Genomic DNA, 19,302 nt, shown 5'->3' on the forward strand with positions numbered 1-19,302 from the left:
TTTTAAAATCTCCTTTATATCCGAAATATATTATGTGTAACTTCTTAGCTGTAAGAAAAGAAGTTATTCATTAAAAGTATCTGTTAAGGTGACCAGAGAAGATTAGGAAACCGAAACATACGAAATGGAACGTAATTACAATTGCAAGGACATGCATGAATTTATTATTTGGCCAAAACTTATGCTTTTTGTTTTTTCGTTCAAAAATATCAAACAAAATAAACAGAGCTGCATGATATAGGCCGTAAATAATGTATTGATATACATGTTCACCTAAAATGTGCCATACGCCCATAATGAAGAAGTTTAAGAATGCGCCGATATATGAAATCGTATATCGATTCTTAATTAACTTTTTCTTTGTTGCAAAAAAGACAAAGCGCATATAAATAAAGTCACGGAACCAGAAAGATAGGCTCATGTGCCAACGGTTCCAGAAATCTTTAATGTTGCGACTGATGAACGGTTTATTAAAGTTTTCTGGCGTTTTAATACCCATCATATAACTTACACCGATTACGAATGCACTATAACCAGCAAAATCGAAGAATAGGTATAAACTATAACTATACATATAAATAACATTAGATAAAAACGTATCTTGATTTGCAAATACTGCATCAACAAAATGCTTCTGTAGTAAATAAGCAATTATAAATTTATACAGAAACCCTTGGAAAATACGGTTCATCCCTGTGTATAGTAACTGTTGATATTCTTCAGCACTTGGCGGTTTTTGAATATCCTTTTGGAATCTTCGATAACGATCGATAGGTCCAGTTGAGATAGCTGGGAAGAACAGAACGAATTCCCAGAAGTTAAAGAATGTGAATTCTTTAATTAAACCATCACGAACTTCAAACACCATTTGTACGGCCCTAAATGTCACATAAGACATACCAAGGAAAACAATGAACTTTAGTTCAGGTACGAATGGTGCGATTTTTGCTAACACTAGTGGCAAAATCGATAAAATAACAGCCATGCAAAACATGAACGTATTATTATTTTGTTTTCGTAATAGTAAATAGCCTTTAATCAGGATGTATTGCCAAATGATAAATACTGCCAACATCAACGCTTGCTTTGGTTTATCAGAGAAGATAATTGCAAGCATAACTAATGTTAGAACAGCATTATATTTGCGCAACATTTTACCTTTTAATCCAGCTATAATAGTAGGTATTAATAAAATGCCCACTATGGCGAAAAAATAAAATGATCCGTATGCGGTCATGCTGTAACCTCACTCAATAATTTTTTGCGATCTACCTTTCCATTTGGTGTCATTGGAATAGAAGATTGATACATGAATTTTCTTGGAATCATGTAATTTGGTAATCGCTCATTGAGTTCTTTTTTGATTGCAGATGTTAATTTGAATTCTTTTTCAAATGAATGCTCTCCTGGAACAACAACCGCTAATAAGTAATCGTATTTCTCACCTTTTTTAATGGGAATTACGACAGCTCCTTCTACATAAGAGCAACCGCGAAGGTGATGTTCGATTTCTTCTAATTCCATTCGATAACCATGTAATTTAATTTGGAAATCAAGACGACCATTATAGAAAAGAAGACCATTTTCTACATAGCCAGCATCCCCTGTTTTGTAGGCACGTTCGCCATCAATAACCGTGAATGCTTTGTCTGTTAATTCAGGGCTTCCTAAATATCCAACACTTACGCTTGGACCAACGATTACGATTTCACCTTTCTCACCATCTGGCGCAATCGTACCATCTTCTTTCATAATAAGAATACGGCAATCAGATTTACAATAGCCAACTGGAAGTGATTGATAGGTATCAACGACTTCTTGTGTAACATGAATACCTGTTACAGCTACAGTTGCTTCTGTTGGACCGTACGTATTCATAATTGTTGCTTTTGGGAAACGTTCAATTAGTTTTCTTGCGACGTCATTTGATAATACTTCACCGCAGAATAAGAATGTTTTCATGTTTGGTAGCATACTTTCAGAGAAAGATGGCTCCATTAAACACATTTCTGCAAAAGATGGTGTGGATGTCCATACTTGTACATCAGATTGTTCTAAAGAAGCAAACAAGTCTTTTGGACGTGCAATCATATCTTTATCAATTGCCCAAAGCGTACCACCTGTTACTAACGATGGATAAACATCCATCACAGATAAATCGAATGAGAAAGGTGCTTGGTTTAAGAAAACTTGCCCTGTTTGTAAGTTGAAATCTTCGACCGCCCATTTTGTAAAACTTACAAGACAATTATACGTAATTTGTACACCTTTTGGATTACCTGTGCTCCCTGAGGTGTAAATAATGTAGAAGTTTTCATCATCTTTTACCGCATGAGTAGGGTTTGGTGTTTCTCCTTTATGAGTAAAGAGAATATCTTTTAAGTCGTTTTCAGATATGATGCGAACTGGTAAATCAGTTACTGTTACTTCTACCGGTGATAGAAGTAATTTCGCACCAGAACTTTCAGCAATACGTTGTACACGATCAGCTGGAATAGATAAATCTACTGGAATGTAAGCATGTCCAGCTTTGACACACCCTAAAAAGCTAGTGATCATCTCTGGCTGCATATGGCCATAAACCATAATTGGTGAGCGATCATCGGCATACTCAGAAGAAATCCAATGGGCTAGCGCATCGGAGTCTTCCTTTAATTGTCTGTACGTAATTTTCGCATCTCGCCAAACGAAAGCGGTTTGGTCTGGAGTTTCAACTGCCCACTTTTCGATTTGTTCTAATAACTTCATAACGTTCCCACCCTAAAATTCATTGTAAATAAATGTGCTTGTGTTCGTATCATGGAAACCATACAACCAAAGCAAAGCAAATAAAATTGCAAGGTAATAAAAAGTTTTTGCAAACCATTGTGTGAGTGGTCGAGACCATATCTCTTTTAATCTTTCCATGTCTTTCCCTCTCTTATGAAATAGTAACTGTATGTAGATATCATATCCTACATTGTTGTGAAAAAAACAAAATTCCACATTTTAGGTAAATATAAGACAAAAAGGCTCTTTTTTGATAGTAGCACTAAATACTAAAAAAGAAAATCCCTAACTTAGCAATTATATTACATTCTATATGAATTTGTAATGGATTTGTCTTTTTTTAAATAAGCAGGGAATAAATAAAGCGTTTTTATAAATGAAAATCTTACAAGAAAATTGAATTATCACAGTGAAATAAGAAATGTGAACAATAAAAAAGGAGGTCGTCAGGAATGGAGCATGTGAATAAAGGATGGCCGACATACGTGTCAGAGGAAAATATTATAAAGTGGCGGAGGCATCTTCACCAATTTCCTGAGCTATCATTCTATGAAGAAAAAACTTCACAATTTATATATGATACATTGTGTTCATTTTCAGCTTTCGAGGTGACAAGACCGACGCCATATAGTGTGATGGCAAAGAAAAAAGGGCATAAGACTGGAAAAGTTGTAGCAATTCGTGCAGATATGGATGCATTGCCAATTCAGGAAGAGACGTATAAAGCATATGCATCACTTACTCCAGGAGTTATGCATGCATGTGGGCATGATGCCCATACTGCTATTTTATTAGGCACGGCAGAAGCACTAGGGAACATGGATGAGGAGTGGGAAGGAGAAATTCGCCTTTTATTTCAGCATGCTGAAGAAGTGTATCCTGGCGGGGGACAGGAAATGGTGAAAGCAGGTGTCATGAACGGGGTAGATTATATTATCGGTTTGCATGTTATGTCTGGATTAGAAACGGGAAAGATTGGGATTGTATATGGACCGATGATGGCTGCCCCCGATGTATTTACAATAGAGGTAAAAGGAAGAGGAGGGCATGCTGCTAGACCAGAAGAAACGGTAGATCCGATAGCAGTTGGTGCACAAATTATTACGAATTTACAGCATATTGTCTCTAGAAATACAGGCGCTTTTATGCAAAGAGTTGTGTCAATAACACAATTTCATGGGGGAACAGCGGATAATATTGTTCCTGATACAGCATATTTGATGGGAACAGTTCGCTCTTTCGATCAAGCATTGAGAAAAGAAGCAGAGGAGAGGATTGAGCAAATTGCTAAGGGAATTACAGAGGCACATGGTGCAACGTATACGTACGCATATCGTTATGGATATGACCCGGTAATCAATGATACGTTTATTACAAAAATAGTAGAAGAAAGCGCGATAGAGTTGTTTGGAAAAGAGAGAATTGTAAAACTTGCTCCTTCAATGGGAGGAGAAGATTTCTCTGCATATTTAAAAGAAGCACCAGGCTGCTTTATTAAATTAGGAACTGGAAATGAGAAAACAAACACTTGTTATCCCCACCATCATCCAAAATTTGATGTGGATGAATCAGCTTTAATTAGTGGGGCAGAGCTATTTTTACAGGCGACAATGAATTTACTAAAAGCTTAAAAATAAAAAAGGGCAACTGCAATTACTGCAGTTGCTTCTATTTCTTTCCGTTAGAGAGGGCTGAGAAAGAACTATGCTCATTTATAGTATATGAACTGTTACCGGACAAGCTTGTACTTTTTCATTATTTTTTCAAAAAAAACATTGACTTTGATAATCGTTTTCAATTAATCTAAATGCATAGTTGGAATTGATAATTATTATCAATTGATTAACAGGCGGTAGAATGGATGAGAGAAATGAAATAATATTCCGCTTTCGACAATGGGAAATGAAAGATAAAGATATAGTATGGCAACGGCGAATAATCCGTGCTGAATATGTAGATGAGAAAAACAAATAACACAGAAAAAATAGATATAATCAAGGGAGAGAGCCAGTTGGGTAAATGTGTAATGATTTTTGCAAGTATGAGTGGAAATACAGAGGAAATGGCTGATCATATAGCTGGAGCCATTCGGGAAACAGGAAATGAAATCGAAGTCATTGACATTATGACGACGCCAGAGGCTTTTATATTAGAAGAATATGATGGAATTATTTTAGGAGCATACACGTGGGGAGACGGTGAACTTCCTGATGATTTCTTAGATTTTTATGATGAAATGGAAGAAATTCATTTAACTGGTAAAAAAGCAGCGGTATTTGGATCTTGTGACTCTGCTTATCCGAAATACGGAGCAGCTGTTGACATTTTAGAAGAAAAATTACGAGAGCTCGGTGCTGAAGTTGTAATGGAAGGGCTAAAAATAGAATTAACGCCAGAAGATGAGGATGTAGAGAAATGTCTTCAGTTTGGTGCTGAATTCATAAAACACCTTTCTTAATGGCGAGAGGGAGATGAAGATGGGTGCAGGGGAAAATATCAATTAAAACGATGACAGATTATCATTTATATGATTTTATGCGTTGTCCGCATAAGTTTTATTTTCGCTATATAAAAAGAAGAGAACCTTCTTCATTTGAATGGCAACAAATGGTTCAAGCGATTGTAAATCAAATTATTATTGATTACTACACATCACCCGTAGAAAAACAAACAACAATGCTTCTGTTAGAACGATTAGAGAGACATTGGGGGAATGTGCGTATTGATATGTTCTCTTCTAAAGCGGAATATTATATTGTTCTCGCAAAGTTAACGGACCATTTACTACAGTTTGTGAAGAATGACGCAAGTAAAATACCACCTTTATTTTTATATGAGAAGTTACAAACCTATATGGAAGAGCTAGGGATGCATATTTCATTAACGTTTGAAGTGGGGGAGTGGTCTACAAAATCGTTTGTAATTAAAAAGTATGTTGTTGATGCAAATGAAGAGATGCTAGCTCTTTTTCAAAAGCTTACAGCAGTGTTTAGTTACAAAGCTTTTGGAATTCTTGCTGAAAGAATTGAAATTGTTAATTTAATAGAAGGAACTAGGTATGAATATGTTCCAAAAGAGAGAGATATTGTGGACGGAATGAAGGATTTATATAGAATGAAAGAGATATTACAGCAACCGGAACTGTACACAGAACGTACAGTTCGTTCTGAATGTATTGGATGTGCCTTTCGTAATGAATGTAAAGTAGACGAGGTACAACATCTACCAGTTCGAAAAAATTCTATATTTCATTAAAAAAGGGTGCAAAATTGTATCCCTTTTTTGTTATTGACATGAAAAGCTTTTCATCATTTACGGTATAGATGTAGGGGAACTTGTGAAGGGAGAAATGATCAATGAAAAATGAAGCGAGAGTATTTCAGTGGTTAAAAGAACAACAGGCTCCTTTTTGGATCCAATTGCAGATTTTGCAGGCGTTTCAAATGTATAAATTAATTATAGAAATGGATAAAAAATTAATAATCTATGAGGAAAAGGCGAATAGGGAAAGAAATGAATTCATTCCCTAAAGTATAGTTTGTAAATGTCTTCGATTTTTCTGTACCTCTTGTTCATTATTTGTTTCAAAGCTGTAAACAAGGTTATGGAGTAATGGGCTATATTGATAAAATTGCATGACACGCCTAAAGAAAGTTGAATCATGGTGGGGAGTGAGAGCACAGTATTGTTTATAGATGTCATTTGTAAATTTACTACCAAAATCACTATATAATCCAGCAAAGTCAAAGGCAGGATCTCCAATTTGAGCATCACCAAAATCGATAATACCAGCAATGCTTCTTTTCTCCTCATCAAATAAAATGTGATGATGTGTAAAGTCAGCATGGATCATTGCTTTTTGGAAATCAGATGCATGCATAAGTTCAAAAAAATCTTCAAATAAACAATCAAAAGCTTTTCTTTCTAACGATGTAAGCGTGTGTGCAAGATAATCGTGTAATTTCGTTTGAATCTCTCGCCAATATGAGATAGGCTTCTCGATATCAAACTCCCATTTTATAGCATGTTCTATTGGGATAGTATGTAAAGAAGCAAGAAAGGTAGCAAGTTGTGTGATTACTGTTTCACGTTCTTTTACAGTTAATCTTTCTATTGTTTTTACTGTTAGTGGTTCTCCGTGAATGAGTTTATAGTAACTACAAAATGGAATTAAATCTGATTTGTTTTTATATAAAACATGGTAGTTAGGAACTTCTACCTCTTGTAATGATTGAGAAAGTCTCTTGCACAGCTCTTTTTCGCGAGGTATTCGCCATGCATACTGGGGATTACGTGGAAAACGAAAGAGCCATTCCTTGTTAATAATAATGGCTACATTATCCCAGCCATTATCATTTTGTTCATAAGAGTGTATGGTGATACTTGGTAGCGCTTGTTCTATATGTGTCCTGTAAGAGTACATATAACTTTCCTCATTTCTCTCCTTGATTCGTTCGTTTCATTTTATAATAACAGAATTTTCTTTCTTTGTGATAAGATAATATAAATGATGGAATAGAGAGGGTAAATGATGCGAAAGAAAAACAAAAAGATGGCAATGTGGATATTGTTCGTTTGTGTTTTGTTTTTAGGAATGTATAAAATTCAAGCTTTTGCGAAATTTAAGCAGAAAAGTGAGTATCAGATATCTGAGGAATTAAAGGGAAAAGAAGTAAAACAGCTAACTTTTGATGAAAAGAAAAAAATCGGTGAGTATTTTATTACAGCACAATTATCTGTTTTTGAGATTCAGGATAAAGAGGAGATAAAAAAGATAGGGATGGAAATATTTTCGGAAGATCATATAGAGAGCGGTTATGGACAATTAATAAGAAATTATTATCCAAATCGTTTTCATACTTTAGAGTATAAATTTTCTAATGAAGAAATATGTGAAGAATCTGATGAAAGTTTTACTTACTGTGCCATAGCTTATGTTTCAGGTATTGAGAATGGTAAGAGAGATGAAATGAGTTTAAACTATGAAATGAAGATTGTAAAAGAGAAGCATACATTCAAGATCGCAGAGCAGCGGCAATATGTAGAATGAAACATCCTCAGAAACTGAGGATGTTTTCGGTTTTTACAGTATTCTAAAAGAAGTCTCTTTCCTTAAACACTTGCAAGAAAGGGGACATTCATAGGTTCTCGTTTTGTTGTCCAATTTCTTTTTTGGCGATTTCTAGATTGCCTTGTTCGACTTGCTTATGCGCATTTACAGAATCACCAGCATAACCTTTTTGTGTTTTTACAACTCTTTTAGAGAAAGTTGGGGATTGCTTTGTCATAATATAGTTCTCCCTTCATTAAAAGTAGACAAAAATAATAAGTACAAGTAATATTGCTCCGAAAATACCAATTCCAATTAAAAACGAAGTGGAAGTGTTTTTATATTGAGGTGGCTCATGAATATCTTGCCTATATCCAGGTGAGATTTCAGGAGCAAATTCTTCATCATAGAGCTGCTGTTTTTTCTTTTCATCCATAGATTTACACCTTTCTTTTTCATTATGTTACACGTTTAAAGAGGAACTATGCATGATGAAAAAAGTCGCTACGATTAGCGACTTTTTTGTGATGTATATTTACGTTGTACTTGAAAGAGACGAACAAGAAGAAAGGTAGCGCCAAATGCTAGCCCTATAATAAGACCAATCCAATAACCTTTAGCTGCCCAAGAGGTATAGGTTGCTAATATATAACCGAGTGGCAGACCGATGATCCAGTAGGCAATTAGTGTCATTATTAAAGCAACATTTACATCTTTATAACCACGGAGAGCACCTTGCACGGGAGTAGCGATTGCATCGGAAATTTGAAATAAAATCGCAAAAATAAGGAACTCTTTTGCTAAATCATGAACAGCAATATCTGTTGTATAAATAGATGCAATTTGATCGTCAAAGAAAAAGAGTAGAATAGAATATAATAAGGCAAAAGTGAGCGCCAAACTAATTCCGATAAAACTGTATTGCTTTGCATTTTCAGAGCGGTTTGCTCCAACTTCAAAGCCGACTGTAATTGTTAGGGCCATCGCTAAACTTAAAGGTGTCATATATAGAAGCGAAGCAAAGTTCATCGCCGCTTGATGTGCAGCAATTGTTGTTGTACTAAAATTACTCATCATAAGTGTAACGGCGGCGAAAATGCTCGTTTCAAAAAAGATGGCAAACCCGATAGGTACTCCAAGCTTTAATAATTCTTTCCAACTTGAAAGAGAAAGGCGGTATAAGCGCCTAAAGATACCGAAAGATGCAAATGGTTCTTTCGTACTGATAATAATAATGGTAATAAATAAAATGCACCAATATGTTGCGGTAGAAGCAATTGCTGCACCAACGCCTCCTAGTTTCGGAAAGCCAAAATTCCCAAAAATAAATACATAATTTAAAATGACGTTAATCGGTAAGGAAAGTAATGTAATCATCATCGTTGTACGTGTTTTCCCTAATGCATCAATAAATCCACGCAATACAGTATAGACAAATAAAGGAATGATACCAATTGCAATAATACTTAAAAATTGAGAAGCGATGTGTTCAACCGGCGGTTCTAAATGCATGCCTTTTAAAATGGGTGAAACGGCAAAGAAGCCGATGAGAATAACGAGTAAACTTACTCCAATTGCTAAATATACGGCTTGTATTACGATATGAGGAACAGCTTTTTTTTGTTTTGAGCCAACAAGCTGAGCAATAATAGGAGTAGTAGCCATTAAGATTCCTGTTAGTCCAGTACTAATCGGAATCCATACGCTTGTTCCAATTGCAACCCCGGCTAAATCAGTAGCGCTTGCGTGTCCGGACATTGTAGTATCAAAAAAGCTCATTGCAAATAAAGACATTTGCGTTATAAAAATCGGGAAAAATAGTAATACAAATTGTTTTATTTTTTGTAAGAATGAATGTGTTTCTTTCATAAAAGCTCCTTTCTACGCGAGACCAAACTCTTTCTATCATACAATTTAATAAGAAAATAGAAAAGAAATACACATATGTGAACGTATTGTTATATTTTGAACGGTTGAAAAAAAAGATGCACTTTGAAAATGGATGAGGTATTATGATAAGGTGTGAAAAAAGTATATATAAGGTATTAAGGAGGCACTATCCGTGGCTGATTGGTTAATTGGTTTAATCATGGGAGCTGTTGAGGGGTTAACGGAGTTTTTACCCGTTTCATCAACAGGACACATGATTTTAACAGGACATTTAATAGGGTTTGATGATGATAGAGCAAAAGTATTTGAAGTTGTCATCCAATTGGGATCGATTTTAGCAGTTGTTGTTGTATTTTGGAAACGTTTATGGTCATTAGTTGGAATTGGAAAGGTAACACAAGGGCCATCTTTAAATTTATTACATATCATTATCGGTATGATTCCAGCAGGTGTACTAGGTGTTTTATTCCATAGTAAAATTAAAGAAGTTTTATTTGGACCAGGACCCGTTGTTGTCAGTTTAATCGTTGGTGGTATTTTAATGATTGTGGCTGAGAAGTTTTCACGACCAAGTACAGCAAAGACATTGGACGAGATTACGTATAAACAAGCATTCACAATTGGCATGTTCCAATGTTTAGCGTTATGGCCAGGATTTTCACGTTCTGGATCTACAATAAGTGGTGGATTATTAGCTCGTGTATCTCATACAGCAGCAGCTGAATATACATTTATTTTAGCGGTACCGATGATGGTTGCAGCATCAGGATTAGATTTAATTAAAAGCTGGGACGTATTAAGTTCAGCAGATATCACATTATTTGCAACTGGTTTTATTACAGCTTTCCTTGTAGCAATGCTTGCGATTGTTTCATTCTTAAAATTATTAGCTCGTGTAAAGTTAACACCATTTGCTTATTATCGTTTTGTGTTAGCTGCGGTGTTCTATTATTTCTTCATTATGTAATAAAAAAAACTGCCATTGGCAGTTTTTTTATTTTACAATTTTTTCGATCATACTATCCATCACATGTGCCCAAAGTGATGTGTCATCAGCTAATGTAGCGCGGAAATTCGCATACATTTCTTTCTGTTTTTCTTCAAATTGTGGATCGTCTTTTTCAGGTAATGTAGCACGCATAGAAGTAACTAATTCTTGTACTTTTGGAGCGCGTGGTCCCCAAACAGCTTGTTCCTTTCCATCCTTATTAATAAAAATAAAGATTGGAATGGCACGTGCTGCTCCATTCGTTAAATATTGATCCATTAGTTCTAAATTTTCATCACGGATGAATAATTTCATTTCAATATTGGAAACCTCACAAATACGTTTCATAACAGGTACGCAAAGAAGAGCGTCTCCGCACCAATCAGCGGTTAGTACAATAACGCGCCAGCCGTCATTTTGGCGTTCTTCTAAAACAGGAAGTAATTCGTTTGGAATTAAAAAGTTATTATAAATATGTAGTAATTCATATTGATTCACAGTCATGTTATTTACGTATGTATTAAAGGATATACCTTTATTGGCCCATTGTTGTAATGTCATATGTAACACCCCTTCAATATATTTTGCTTTTATTGTATCAATTTTTATAGAGAAAAGCTTGTAATCTTACTCTTTCTTTTTGTTATCAGTAGGCCATAATTTATCTAACATAAAAAAGACAAGGACAATGAGCAGTTCAGCTCTATTTGAAATTGTAATGCTTTCCATCCAATCATCTGCAGTGTGAATAACGAGCCAATCAAGTGAGATTTCGATGATAGAAAGCAGAAAAAAGGTGAGCCATTTTGGCATTTGTTTCAGTATTGGTTGTAAAAGTGCTTTAAAAAATAACATAAAAAAATGACTAACGCCATCCAAAAATAGGAGTAAAATAAAAATGAAAAATAGTGCAGTTCTTGATGTATATTCAACACCGATGAGGCGAAAAACTCCAACATGTATAAAGAAGATAAGGGCAAAAACAATCATTATAAGAAGGGTAATACTACTAATAGCAATCGTTTTATCTTTGCTATTTAAATCTGAAAACTTCTCTTTATCTAGATTCATACTACACCTCCAAATAATTTGGGTTGCGAGATGGAAAATATTTCATAATCCATTATAGCATGAATATTTAATAAGAAACCAAAACAAAAAGGGGTGCGATTTATCGCATCCCTTTTTGTGGCTGATGTGAGCTTCAGCATGTTAGAAAAGCAACCTGTATCATTTATTTCCAAATGGATATTAAACGATACGTACTTTGATAAATAAAGAATAATTTTAACGGTGTCAATATGTATATAGATGAATTGTATAGGAAAAAAGGTGACAAAATGTAAAATATGAGGTAATATAATTCATAAAGTTTTTATTTAACTATATGAATTAAAAGGAGATGTAAGCGGTGTCTCATAATCGTGAACAATTAATGGAGGATTTATCTGCAAATGTTTTCGCTATGTTTCGTTCATTGCGTAATGATATCGGAAAAATTTTTGGAGATTACATACCATGGAATGAGTTTCTCGTGCTCCGTATATTAAATCGTAATGAAAAAGAAATGGTTTCTCGTGTAGCAAATGAACTACATGTATCAAACAGTCATATTACAGCTGTTACAGAAAAGTTAATTCATAAAGGTTTTGTGACGCGTTCACGTTCTACATCTGATCGTCGTGTTGTATATTTGGAAATTACGGAACAAGGAAAAGAGTTAGTTGAAAAAATGGAATTGGCAAAAAAGCAGTATTTAAAAGAAAGGTTTTCAGCACTATCTGAAGAAGAAATGCATGTAATGGTATCTATTTCAAAAAAACTTATATAGAAAAAGCCATATGAATTATAGCTAATAGAGGATCCTTCCATGTTTTGGGCAGGATTTTTTTATTTAATCGGTGAGTGCCTCAACAACCATTGATATCAGACTTCACTAGTCGGGATAAAATGAAAAGTTGAAACTTTTTATATAGAAGCACGCTATGAGTATGATTATGAGAAGAAAGCCATACTAACAATAATGGAAGAAGAAAGGGGGGGGGCAAGATGACGAATCGCAATGGGAGTCAAGGAAGTGGAAACCAAGGTTCACCGAAAACAGGACAGTTCCAACAAGAGTTTAGTTCTGAGTTTTCAACTGGTAATGATAATAAAGGGAAAGAATATCGTTCGAAAAAAGGAAGTAAATCAAAAAAGGAGTGAGGATTCTCACTCCTTTTTTTTGTTCGGAAATTTGAATTGTATTTTAAGGTAAAAAATAGGCCATCTTGTCGGTACAAGATGGCCAGGGAAGGGGACAATTTATGTCAATTTTAATTGGGTATGGAAAGCTGTTCAAGACACTGGGGAATGCCTCGTTATTAGGGAGGAACAGCTTTGATAGTTATAATATAAATGATAGATGTGACTTCAATGTGAATCTGAAGTGAAAGGTATGAGGATTTTAAAATAATTGTTTCATATTTTTTGATAAATAGAAGAAGGATAGAAAGTAGTTAGGGAATCTATAGATGAATAATTTGTCGTTAATGGATAAGGGGATTATTTAGTAGTAGGTGATAAAAAATAGGCCATCTTGTCGGTACAAGATGGCCAGGGAAGGGGACAATTTATGTCAATTTTAATTAGGGATGGAAAGCTGTTCGAGACACTGGGGAATGTCTCATTATTAGGGAGGAACAGCTTCGATAGTTATAATATAAAAGATAGATGTGACTTCAATGTGAACTTGAAGTGAAAGGTATGGGGAATTTAAAATAATTGTTTTATATTTTTTTGATAAATAGAAGAAGGATAGAAGGTAGTTAGGTAATCTATAGATGAATAATTTGTCGTTAATGGATAAGGGGATTATTTAGTAGTAGGTGATAAAAAAATAGACCATCTCGTTCATACAAGATGGTCAGGGAAGGGGACAATTTATGTCAATTTTAATTAGGGATAGAAAGCTGTTCGAGACACTGGGGAATGTCTCATTATTAGGGAGGAACAGCTTCGATAGTTATAATATAAAAGATAGATGTGATTTCAATGTGAACTTGGAGTGAAAGATATGGGGATTTCAGAGGTATGTTTAATTTTTTTTGAATGATAGATGGAAAATAAAAAAGTAGTTAGGTATTCTCTTAGAAAAAAGTAAGGATTATCATGAGCATATTTAGGCAGAATGAGAGTGAAGAACGAGAATGATCGTAAAACTCTGTTTTAGTAAGATGGTTCTAATAGGTAGAATGGATGCGTTAAGTGAATGAATACTTGTTATACTGCCTGTGAAAATAAAAGTTGAAATCTATGGAAAAAAGGATTATGCTCAACTATATTATGAGGGTATAAAGATTAATCCACACTAATGAGTTCACTCTAAAAGTATGAGGAATTGAAAAAGTTAGGTGGAGAATTACTTTCTATGAGATTTTGTTCAAGTGAAATAAGCTATCAGCCTACGGATAGATGTTTTACTTTATTAAGGGAGTTAGTGATATGGAAGCAACAAAAAAACAAGGATTTTATAATCGTCTTATACGATTAAGTCCGCCGCAAATTTTAGCAATGGGCTTTTTTTGTTTAATTGTTGTCGGGGGAATGTTATTGAAACTACCATTCGCGACAAAAGAATCAATTAGTTGGGTGGATGCGTTTTTTACAGCAACATCGGCAGCGACAGTAACGGGGTTAGGAGTTGTAGATACTGCTAGTACGTTTACAACATTTGGCCAAATTATCATTATGTTATTAATTCAAACAGGTGGATTGGGATTAATGACAATTGCAATTTTAATTGTTTGGGTACTAGGAAAGAAAATTGGACTTCGCCACCGATTATTAATTGGAGAGGCATTTAATCAAACGAATATAGGTGGGCTTGTAAAGTTAGTGAAGCGAGTCTTTATTTTTTCTATTTGTATTGAGTTAGTGGGAGTTGTTTTTCTATCCATTCGATTTATTCCAGAATTCGGTTTTGGTAAAGGTTTATATTATAGTATCTTTCATGTTATCGCTTCGTACAATAATGCGGGATTTGCCTTATGGCCAGATAATTTAACAAGATATGTAGGGGATCCTATTATTAATATTGGGATCTGTTCTTTAATCGTTATAGGTGGTTTAGGATTTACTGTATTAATTGATGTATGGTATAGCCGTAGTTTTCGGAAACTATCACTTCATTCGAAAATTATGATTATCGGAACAGTAGCGCTTAATGTTAGTGCGATGATTGTAATTTTTATATTGGAGTATAACAATGTGGAAACATTAGGGCCTTTATCTTTAAATGAGAAGTTATGGGCCTCATTCTTCCAAGGAATTACACCAAGGACTGCAGGATTTAATACAGTTGACTATGGAGGAATGGAAGAGTCATCCATACTGTTTACAATGATTTTAATGTTTATAGGTGCAGGAAGTGTTTCAACAGGTGGAGGAATTAAGTTAACGACTTTTGTAATTTTAATTACATCGGTTATTTCCTTTTTTAGAAAGAAGGAAGACTTTGTTTTATTCCAGCGTACAATCAGAATGGCAACGGTAACAAGAGCGTTAGCGATTGTGGTTGCTAGTCAAATTCTTATTTTTACAGCAGTATTTTTATTAATGCTTACAGAAAACTTTAGTTTTATTCAACTTTTATTTGAAACAATTTCAGCGTTTGGGACAGTTGGATTAACGATGGGAATTACTGCTAAATTATCAGCTGTTGGAAAATGTATCATCATGTTTGTTATGTTTTGTGGATTAATTGGTCCGTTAACGCTTGTATTTTCACTGGCGCGACCAGCGAAGCAAAAAATTCGATATCCATCAGAAGATGTTTTCACAGGATAAGGTATCTCGCTAAAAGCGAGATACCTTTTTTCTTTAAAAGAGTGAGAAAAATAAACCAATAATTGCAGCTCGGAATATGAGAGCGACAATTGCAGAAATACCACCGATAATAGCTGCGATACTACCGGTTACAGTAGCACCACGATTATAGGCGTAAATGCCAAGTAAAACGGAAACAAGTCCAAAAAGTGTCGGGAATGTAAAGAGAGATAATACGGCAAGAGCAAGTGCGATGAAACCAGCTGTTGAACCCGCTGTTTTTGACTTTACTTCATCTTTATCGTTATAGTTGACATGCTGAGGAGCAACCTCTGCCGCGTACTCTTCTTTATAGTCCCCTTCTTCAGTTCTATGTTGTTCATCAAATTTATCAGTCAAAGCAATGTCTCCTTTCATAACAAGGTTCATTAGTAGTATGTATATCTTTTTCTTTTTTTATCCCGTAAGAAATAGATAGTCGATTTACATTTCGCTTAATCAAGTTGAAGAAAGTTGATAATAGAGCAGTGTTGTTTATGAATTGTAAAACTTGGTATGAGTTTCTCTATTTTGGAAAGCATAAAAAAGAATTAAGAGGAAAAAGGTGGCTGAAATGATGGAACATCCAATTGAAAACTTAATGAAAACCGCAATGACAAATTTAAAAGAGATGGTTGATGTAAATACAATTGTCGGAAGTCCTGTTTCAACAGCGGACGGACATGTTGTTTTAACTGTCTCAAAAGTTGCTTTTGGGTTTGGGGCAGGGGGTAGTGATTTTAAAGGAGAAAGGTCTATAGGAAAAAGTGTGACTGGACAAGGTCAGCAAAAAGAGTTGAAACAAGGGCACCCGTTTGGAGGCGGAAGTGGTGCAGGAGTTTCAATTGACCCGGTTGCGTTTTTAGTAGTAGGATCTGGTGGTGTGCAAGTGTTACATTTACATAGTGGTACACATTTGATTGAAAAGGCTTTGAATGCGGTTCCAAGTACAGTGGATAAGTTTGTAAATGGTCGTTAAAAAGTAAAGTTGCATTTTTTAGGAATTGTGATATATTAGAAAAAGTGTGCTTCGGGATAATGAATATAATTGAAATGTAAATATATATGATTTATGAAATAAGGGAGAGGTAGTTATGATTAACATCAAGAATTTTACCGTCGGTTTATGTATGTTAGTAAGCGGATTTGTTGTATATGTAGTAAAAGAAAAGGCTCCATTCTAAAACAGACAGATTACGATGTCTGTTTTTATTTTGTTAAAATAAATATTGACGAATTTATTATGAAGTGTTAAGATTACATTTCGTGTCTCGGTTACAGCTAGTATATATTGGATATTTTTTATAAATGCGACATGAAAAATTTGCGAAGGATCGGGTAATTTTACCAACAACTTTTGTGAATAAACCCAAAAAGTTGTATTTGTAAGCTTATACACATACTAGTGTATCAAGGAGCGGTCAGAGGAACCGTGTTGATGAGAGAGAGGTAGGGCTTTCATCCAGTATATGTTACTTTCCCGTTAGGTGAATATAAAAAGAAAAGTCTCCTTGAATAGGAGACTTTTCTTTTTATAAATTTTTGCATTTTGTAGTCATATCATTTTTTAAAGTCGACTTTCGACTTGTTGACAAATTTCATCAGTTGTTAAGCCACTTGCTTCAATGACAGATCCTTTCATCGTTACATTACTAATTCCCATCACATTAGAATCTTGTCCAGTTACAACACAACAATCACAGTTTTGCGCATCGTTTTCAGATTGCAGTGAAATAACTTCATGTCCTTGTTGTTTCAATGCTTGTTGAACATCTGTTAATGAATTTTCAACACCAATTTTCGCCATTTCCTTCACCTCCTACCATCTAGTAATATGCACTGTTTTTTGGAAAATATTTATGTTTGTAAGAAAAAGATGGTAGAAAAAGGAGAGTTGCTTGCGGTAGCAAGATCCCCCACCTTGAGACGTAGAAGTAGGTAGGGGATAACTGTCTATAAAAGCACGATCAGTGCTCCTTGAAGTTTTAATCATATATTAGTCGTTGTACACACCTGTAAGCATTTGACTGACGAACTGATCATTTAATTGATCTTGAGCAGAAGCATCATTGGATCGAATATCAATTGAGGCGATGAAGTTGTTATTTTGTTTTTCATTTGGATACACCTCTACGTAATTGTCGAATTTACAAAAACCTTTCGTATCCATTAAATCAAATAGTTGTAACATTTCTACTACCTCTTGTCTTGTTCCTTTAATTTGTACACACGCCATATTATTTTCCTCCTTCATTTGACAATTTGTTTTTTTAAAATAGGATTATGAAAGCTGCGTGAAAAATATGATTGTTACTTTTATACAATTTTATTTTGAATGTATTCCTCCTTTTTAATTAAAAGTCGTTTTTATTGCCGAATATATGAAATCGGACGTCCGTTTATTGAATACAATAGATTCGCATTATTTGACAAAAATCCTTCTTCTAAACAAATATTTTTTTTGATGAAAAATGACGAAAAAAAATTTTGACATTTTGTAAACGTTAACAATGTTGATAAATCAATATAAATGAGCGTGTCTATAAATTAAAAATTAAAAATTTTCTAAAAATTATCTTGATTTATTTAAAAAGGAGAGTAAACTAGGAAACAATAAAAAATTCACAGAACATAGGAGGCGCTTTTAAGTGAATGAGCAACGGATTTTCTTAAATGGAGAATTTGTTCCAAAAGACGAAGCAAAAGTTTCAGTATATGATCATGGTTATTTATATGGCGATGGGGTGTTTGAAGGGATTCGTGTCTACAGTGGCAATGTCTTTAGACTTAAAGAACATCTTATTCGTTTATATGAGTCAGCAAAATCCATTATGTTGGAAATTCCATATACGTTAGATGAAGTGATAGATATTGTTATTGAGACGATTCGTCAAAATAAGCTATCTAACGGATACATTCGTTTAGTTGTATCACGAGGTGCTGGGAACCTTGGATTAGATCCTGATTCTTGCTCAAAACCGAATGTAGTCGTAATTGCGGAACAGTTATCACTATTTCCGTCGGAATATTACGAAAAAGGAATACCGGTTGTGACAGTTGCCACACGTCGAAATCGTCCAGATGTATTAACACCGCAAGTAAAGTCTTTAAACTATTTAAATAATATTTTAGTTCGAATTGAAGCGAAGCTTGCTGGTGTACAAGAAGCCCTTATGTTAAATGAACAAGGTTATGTTGCAGAAGGATCTGGTGATAATGTGTTCATTGTAAAAGGCAATAAATTAATTACACCACCAAGTTCTGCAGGGGCATTAGAAGGTATTACAAGAAATTCCATTTTGGAAATTGGAGAAAAACTCGGGTATGACGTAAGAGAAGAATTATTTACAAGACACGATGTATATGTAGCAGATGAAGTATTTTTAACAGGAACTGCTGCTGAAGTTATTGCAGTGACAACAGTTGACGGAAGAACGATTGGGGCCGGAAAAACGGGTCCACATACAAATCGTTTATTAGAAGAGTTTCGTAAATTAGTTATAGAAGATGGAGAGAAAGTTTACGAAGAAAATAAAGTTTAATGATAGCAGTGTAATGAATGATAAATTTGTAAAGCGTTGATAGGGAGGAGTAGTTGATTGTGAAGCCTCACAGAGAGTCGGTGGTTGCTGGAAACCGATGGTTCACGTCGACGAACATCGCCTTTGAGTGCTAAACTGAAGCGTTTGTCTAGGTTTAGACGGTAGCTCCGTTATTAGCTAGACTCATCCCCTGAGTCACTGAGGCAAGAAGTATTCTT

The 19,302-nt window shown here is 34.7% G+C and carries 24 protein-coding genes and 1 other annotated feature (1 of these 25 cut by a window edge); of the genes, 12 read left to right on the forward strand and 12 right to left on the reverse strand.

Annotated elements, in window-relative coordinates:
- Positions 1–70 precede the first annotated feature (70 nt).
- From dltB to BLV40_RS13745, 3 genes are read right to left on the reverse strand one after another with little or no spacing between them, the layout of a single operon-like run.
- Positions 71–1,237: a D-alanyl-lipoteichoic acid biosynthesis protein DltB gene (gene dltB / locus BLV40_RS13735; protein ID WP_026591324.1), complete on the reverse strand. Its 1,167-nt coding sequence runs from the start codon at positions 1,235–1,237 to the stop codon at positions 71–73.
- Positions 1,234–2,748, reverse strand: a complete 1,515-nt coding sequence (gene dltA / locus BLV40_RS13740; RefSeq protein WP_090690932.1) for a D-alanine--poly(phosphoribitol) ligase subunit DltA — start codon at positions 2,746–2,748, stop codon at positions 1,234–1,236. Before dltA ends, dltB begins: the two co-directional genes overlap by 4 nt.
- A 12-nt stretch (positions 2,749–2,760) precedes the next feature.
- A complete protein-coding gene (locus tag BLV40_RS13745) occupies positions 2,761–2,907 on the reverse strand; it encodes a teichoic acid D-Ala incorporation-associated protein DltX (protein WP_003206349.1) in 147 nt (48 codons plus the stop codon).
- A gap of 323 nt (positions 2,908–3,230) precedes the next feature.
- On the opposite strand from BLV40_RS13745, the gene BLV40_RS13750 reads away from it, so the two are divergent.
- The 4 genes from BLV40_RS13750 (at position 3,231) to BLV40_RS28615 (ending at position 6,299) form a co-directional block, all read left to right on the forward strand.
- A complete protein-coding gene (locus tag BLV40_RS13750) occupies positions 3,231–4,400 on the forward strand; it encodes an amidohydrolase (protein ID WP_090691226.1) in 1,170 nt (389 codons plus the stop codon).
- A 380-nt stretch (positions 4,401–4,780) separates the two neighbouring features.
- On the forward strand, positions 4,781–5,227 hold the full coding sequence (locus tag BLV40_RS13755; RefSeq protein ID WP_090690935.1) for a flavodoxin: 447 nt from the start codon (positions 4,781–4,783) through the stop codon (positions 5,225–5,227).
- Positions 5,228–5,250: 23 nt separating this feature from the next.
- Positions 5,251–6,024 carry a hypothetical protein gene (locus tag BLV40_RS13760; RefSeq protein WP_090690937.1) on the forward strand — a complete coding sequence of 258 codons (774 nt, stop codon included), beginning with the start codon at positions 5,251–5,253 and terminating at the stop codon, positions 6,022–6,024.
- Positions 6,025–6,125: 101 nt separating this feature from the next.
- A complete protein-coding gene (locus tag BLV40_RS28615) occupies positions 6,126–6,299 on the forward strand; it encodes a hypothetical protein (protein ID WP_090690940.1) in 174 nt (57 codons plus the stop codon).
- Here the strand turns inward: BLV40_RS28615 and BLV40_RS13770 are convergent.
- Complete coding sequence (locus tag BLV40_RS13770) at positions 6,296–7,192, reverse strand: aminoglycoside phosphotransferase family protein (RefSeq protein ID WP_090690944.1); 897 nt, start codon at positions 7,190–7,192, stop codon at positions 6,296–6,298. The two genes, BLV40_RS28615 and BLV40_RS13770, sit on opposite strands and share 4 nt — an antisense overlap.
- 105 nt (positions 7,193–7,297) lie before the next feature.
- Here BLV40_RS13770 and BLV40_RS13775 point away from each other — a divergent pair, with 105 nt between their 5' ends.
- Positions 7,298–7,819, forward strand: coding sequence for a biotin transporter BioY (locus BLV40_RS13775; RefSeq protein WP_139265531.1), 522 nt, complete (start codon positions 7,298–7,300; stop codon positions 7,817–7,819).
- An 88-nt stretch (positions 7,820–7,907) separates the two neighbouring features.
- On the opposite strand, the gene BLV40_RS28620 is transcribed toward BLV40_RS13775, so the two are convergent.
- The 3 genes from BLV40_RS28620 to BLV40_RS13790 all read right to left on the reverse strand — a co-directional run bounded on the left by BLV40_RS28620 (position 7,908) and on the right by BLV40_RS13790 (position 9,688).
- Positions 7,908–8,057, reverse strand: a complete 150-nt coding sequence (locus tag BLV40_RS28620; protein ID WP_026591316.1) for a hypothetical protein — start codon at positions 8,055–8,057, stop codon at positions 7,908–7,910.
- A gap of 18 nt (positions 8,058–8,075) precedes the next feature.
- Entirely contained in the window at positions 8,076–8,255 is a 180-nt protein-coding gene (locus tag BLV40_RS13785) for a hypothetical protein (protein WP_026591315.1), read from the reverse strand.
- A 74-nt stretch (positions 8,256–8,329) separates the two neighbouring features.
- A complete protein-coding gene (locus BLV40_RS13790; RefSeq protein ID WP_026591314.1) occupies positions 8,330–9,688 on the reverse strand; it encodes an MATE family efflux transporter in 1,359 nt (452 codons plus the stop codon).
- Between the two features lie 193 nt (positions 9,689–9,881).
- Between BLV40_RS13790 and bacA the strand changes: the two genes are divergently transcribed.
- Entirely contained in the window at positions 9,882–10,676 is a 795-nt protein-coding gene (gene bacA / locus BLV40_RS13795) for an undecaprenyl-diphosphate phosphatase (protein ID WP_026591313.1), read from the forward strand.
- Between the two features lie 27 nt (positions 10,677–10,703).
- On the opposite strand, the gene BLV40_RS13800 is transcribed toward bacA, so the two are convergent.
- Complete coding sequence (locus tag BLV40_RS13800; RefSeq protein WP_090690951.1) at positions 10,704–11,258, reverse strand: thioredoxin family protein; 555 nt, start codon at positions 11,256–11,258, stop codon at positions 10,704–10,706.
- Between the two features lie 66 nt (positions 11,259–11,324).
- Positions 11,325–11,768, reverse strand: a complete 444-nt coding sequence (locus BLV40_RS13805) for a YrvL family regulatory protein (protein ID WP_090690954.1) — start codon at positions 11,766–11,768, stop codon at positions 11,325–11,327.
- A gap of 340 nt (positions 11,769–12,108) precedes the next feature.
- Between BLV40_RS13805 and BLV40_RS13810 the strand changes: the two genes are divergently transcribed.
- The 3 genes from BLV40_RS13810 to BLV40_RS13820 all read left to right on the forward strand — a co-directional run bounded on the left by BLV40_RS13810 (position 12,109) and on the right by BLV40_RS13820 (position 15,524).
- Complete coding sequence (locus tag BLV40_RS13810) at positions 12,109–12,528, forward strand: MarR family winged helix-turn-helix transcriptional regulator (protein WP_026591310.1); 420 nt, start codon at positions 12,109–12,111, stop codon at positions 12,526–12,528.
- Positions 12,529–12,746: 218 nt separating this feature from the next.
- On the forward strand, positions 12,747–12,902 hold the full coding sequence (locus tag BLV40_RS13815; protein WP_026591309.1) for a hypothetical protein: 156 nt from the start codon (positions 12,747–12,749) through the stop codon (positions 12,900–12,902).
- A gap of 1,278 nt (positions 12,903–14,180) precedes the next feature.
- The gene (locus BLV40_RS13820; protein ID WP_090690957.1) at positions 14,181–15,524 is read left to right on the forward strand and encodes a TrkH family potassium uptake protein; all 1,344 of its coding nucleotides are present in this window, start codon (positions 14,181–14,183) and stop codon (positions 15,522–15,524) included.
- 33 nt (positions 15,525–15,557) lie between these two features.
- Here the strand turns inward: BLV40_RS13820 and BLV40_RS13825 are convergent, their stop codons facing one another.
- A complete protein-coding gene (locus tag BLV40_RS13825; RefSeq protein ID WP_081810996.1) occupies positions 15,558–15,920 on the reverse strand; it encodes an imidazole glycerol phosphate synthase in 363 nt (120 codons plus the stop codon).
- A gap of 199 nt (positions 15,921–16,119) precedes the next feature.
- On the opposite strand from BLV40_RS13825, the gene ytfJ reads away from it, so the two are divergent.
- Together ytfJ and BLV40_RS13835 are read left to right on the forward strand one after the other, a co-directional pair.
- Positions 16,120–16,521, forward strand: a complete 402-nt coding sequence (ytfJ, locus tag BLV40_RS13830; RefSeq protein WP_026591306.1) for a GerW family sporulation protein — start codon at positions 16,120–16,122, stop codon at positions 16,519–16,521.
- A gap of 115 nt (positions 16,522–16,636) precedes the next feature.
- Positions 16,637–16,726, forward strand: coding sequence for a hypothetical protein (locus tag BLV40_RS13835; RefSeq protein WP_000608217.1), 90 nt, complete (start codon positions 16,637–16,639; stop codon positions 16,724–16,726).
- Positions 16,727–17,109: 383 nt separating this feature from the next.
- Here the strand turns inward: BLV40_RS13835 and BLV40_RS13840 are convergent, their stop codons facing one another.
- On the reverse strand, positions 17,110–17,349 hold the full coding sequence (locus tag BLV40_RS13840; protein WP_026591305.1) for a YkuS family protein: 240 nt from the start codon (positions 17,347–17,349) through the stop codon (positions 17,110–17,112).
- A 189-nt stretch (positions 17,350–17,538) separates the two neighbouring features.
- The gene (locus tag BLV40_RS13845; protein ID WP_090690962.1) at positions 17,539–17,778 is read right to left on the reverse strand and encodes a DUF3911 family protein; all 240 of its coding nucleotides are present in this window, start codon (positions 17,776–17,778) and stop codon (positions 17,539–17,541) included.
- Between the two features lie 412 nt (positions 17,779–18,190).
- Between BLV40_RS13845 and ilvE the strand changes: the two genes are divergently transcribed.
- Positions 18,191–19,084, forward strand: coding sequence for a branched-chain-amino-acid transaminase (gene ilvE, locus BLV40_RS13855; protein ID WP_090690965.1), 894 nt, complete (start codon positions 18,191–18,193; stop codon positions 19,082–19,084).
- Between the two features lie 27 nt (positions 19,085–19,111).
- Positions 19,112–19,302: a binding site (T-box leader), on the forward strand (it continues 39 nt past the right edge of the window).

Source organism: Bacillus sp. 166amftsu (assembly GCF_900107445.1).
Lineage (GTDB): Bacteria > Bacillota > Bacilli > Bacillales > Bacillaceae_G > Bacillus_A > Bacillus_A arachidis.

Excerpts from the sequence above, each read along its gene's own strand:
- BLV40_RS13825 (WP_081810996.1), bottom strand. The coding sequence starts at position 15,920 with ATGAAAGGAGACATTGCTTTGACTGATAAATTTGATGAACAACATAGA.
- BLV40_RS13815 (WP_026591309.1), top strand. The coding sequence starts at position 12,747 with ATGACGAATCGCAATGGGAGTCAAGGAAGTGGAAACCAAGGTTCACCG.
- BLV40_RS13800 (WP_090690951.1), bottom strand. The coding sequence starts at position 11,258 with ATGACATTACAACAATGGGCCAATAAAGGTATATCCTTTAATACATAC.
- BLV40_RS13785 (WP_026591315.1), bottom strand. The coding sequence starts at position 8,255 with ATGGATGAAAAGAAAAAACAGCAGCTCTATGATGAAGAATTTGCTCCT.
- BLV40_RS13770 (WP_090690944.1), bottom strand. The coding sequence starts at position 7,192 with ATGTACTCTTACAGGACACATATAGAACAAGCGCTACCAAGTATCACC.
- dltA (WP_090690932.1), bottom strand. The coding sequence starts at position 2,748 with ATGAAGTTATTAGAACAAATCGAAAAGTGGGCAGTTGAAACTCCAGAC.
- BLV40_RS13845 (WP_090690962.1), bottom strand. The coding sequence starts at position 17,778 with ATGGCGTGTGTACAAATTAAAGGAACAAGACAAGAGGTAGTAGAAATG.
- BLV40_RS13820 (WP_090690957.1), top strand. The coding sequence starts at position 14,181 with ATGGAAGCAACAAAAAAACAAGGATTTTATAATCGTCTTATACGATTA.
- BLV40_RS28620 (WP_026591316.1), bottom strand. The coding sequence starts at position 8,057 with ATGACAAAGCAATCCCCAACTTTCTCTAAAAGAGTTGTAAAAACACAA.
- BLV40_RS13775 (WP_139265531.1), top strand. The coding sequence starts at position 7,298 with ATGATGCGAAAGAAAAACAAAAAGATGGCAATGTGGATATTGTTCGTT.
- BLV40_RS13745 (WP_003206349.1), bottom strand. The coding sequence starts at position 2,907 with ATGGAAAGATTAAAAGAGATATGGTCTCGACCACTCACACAATGGTTT.
- ytfJ (WP_026591306.1), top strand. The coding sequence starts at position 16,120 with ATGGAACATCCAATTGAAAACTTAATGAAAACCGCAATGACAAATTTA.
- BLV40_RS28615 (WP_090690940.1), top strand. The coding sequence starts at position 6,126 with ATGAAAAATGAAGCGAGAGTATTTCAGTGGTTAAAAGAACAACAGGCT.
- dltB (WP_026591324.1), bottom strand. The coding sequence starts at position 1,237 with ATGACCGCATACGGATCATTTTATTTTTTCGCCATAGTGGGCATTTTA.
- BLV40_RS13805 (WP_090690954.1), bottom strand. The coding sequence starts at position 11,768 with ATGAATCTAGATAAAGAGAAGTTTTCAGATTTAAATAGCAAAGATAAA.
- BLV40_RS13835 (WP_000608217.1), top strand. The coding sequence starts at position 16,637 with ATGATTAACATCAAGAATTTTACCGTCGGTTTATGTATGTTAGTAAGC.
- BLV40_RS13840 (WP_026591305.1), bottom strand. The coding sequence starts at position 17,349 with ATGGCGAAAATTGGTGTTGAAAATTCATTAACAGATGTTCAACAAGCA.
- BLV40_RS13790 (WP_026591314.1), bottom strand. The coding sequence starts at position 9,688 with ATGAAAGAAACACATTCATTCTTACAAAAAATAAAACAATTTGTATTA.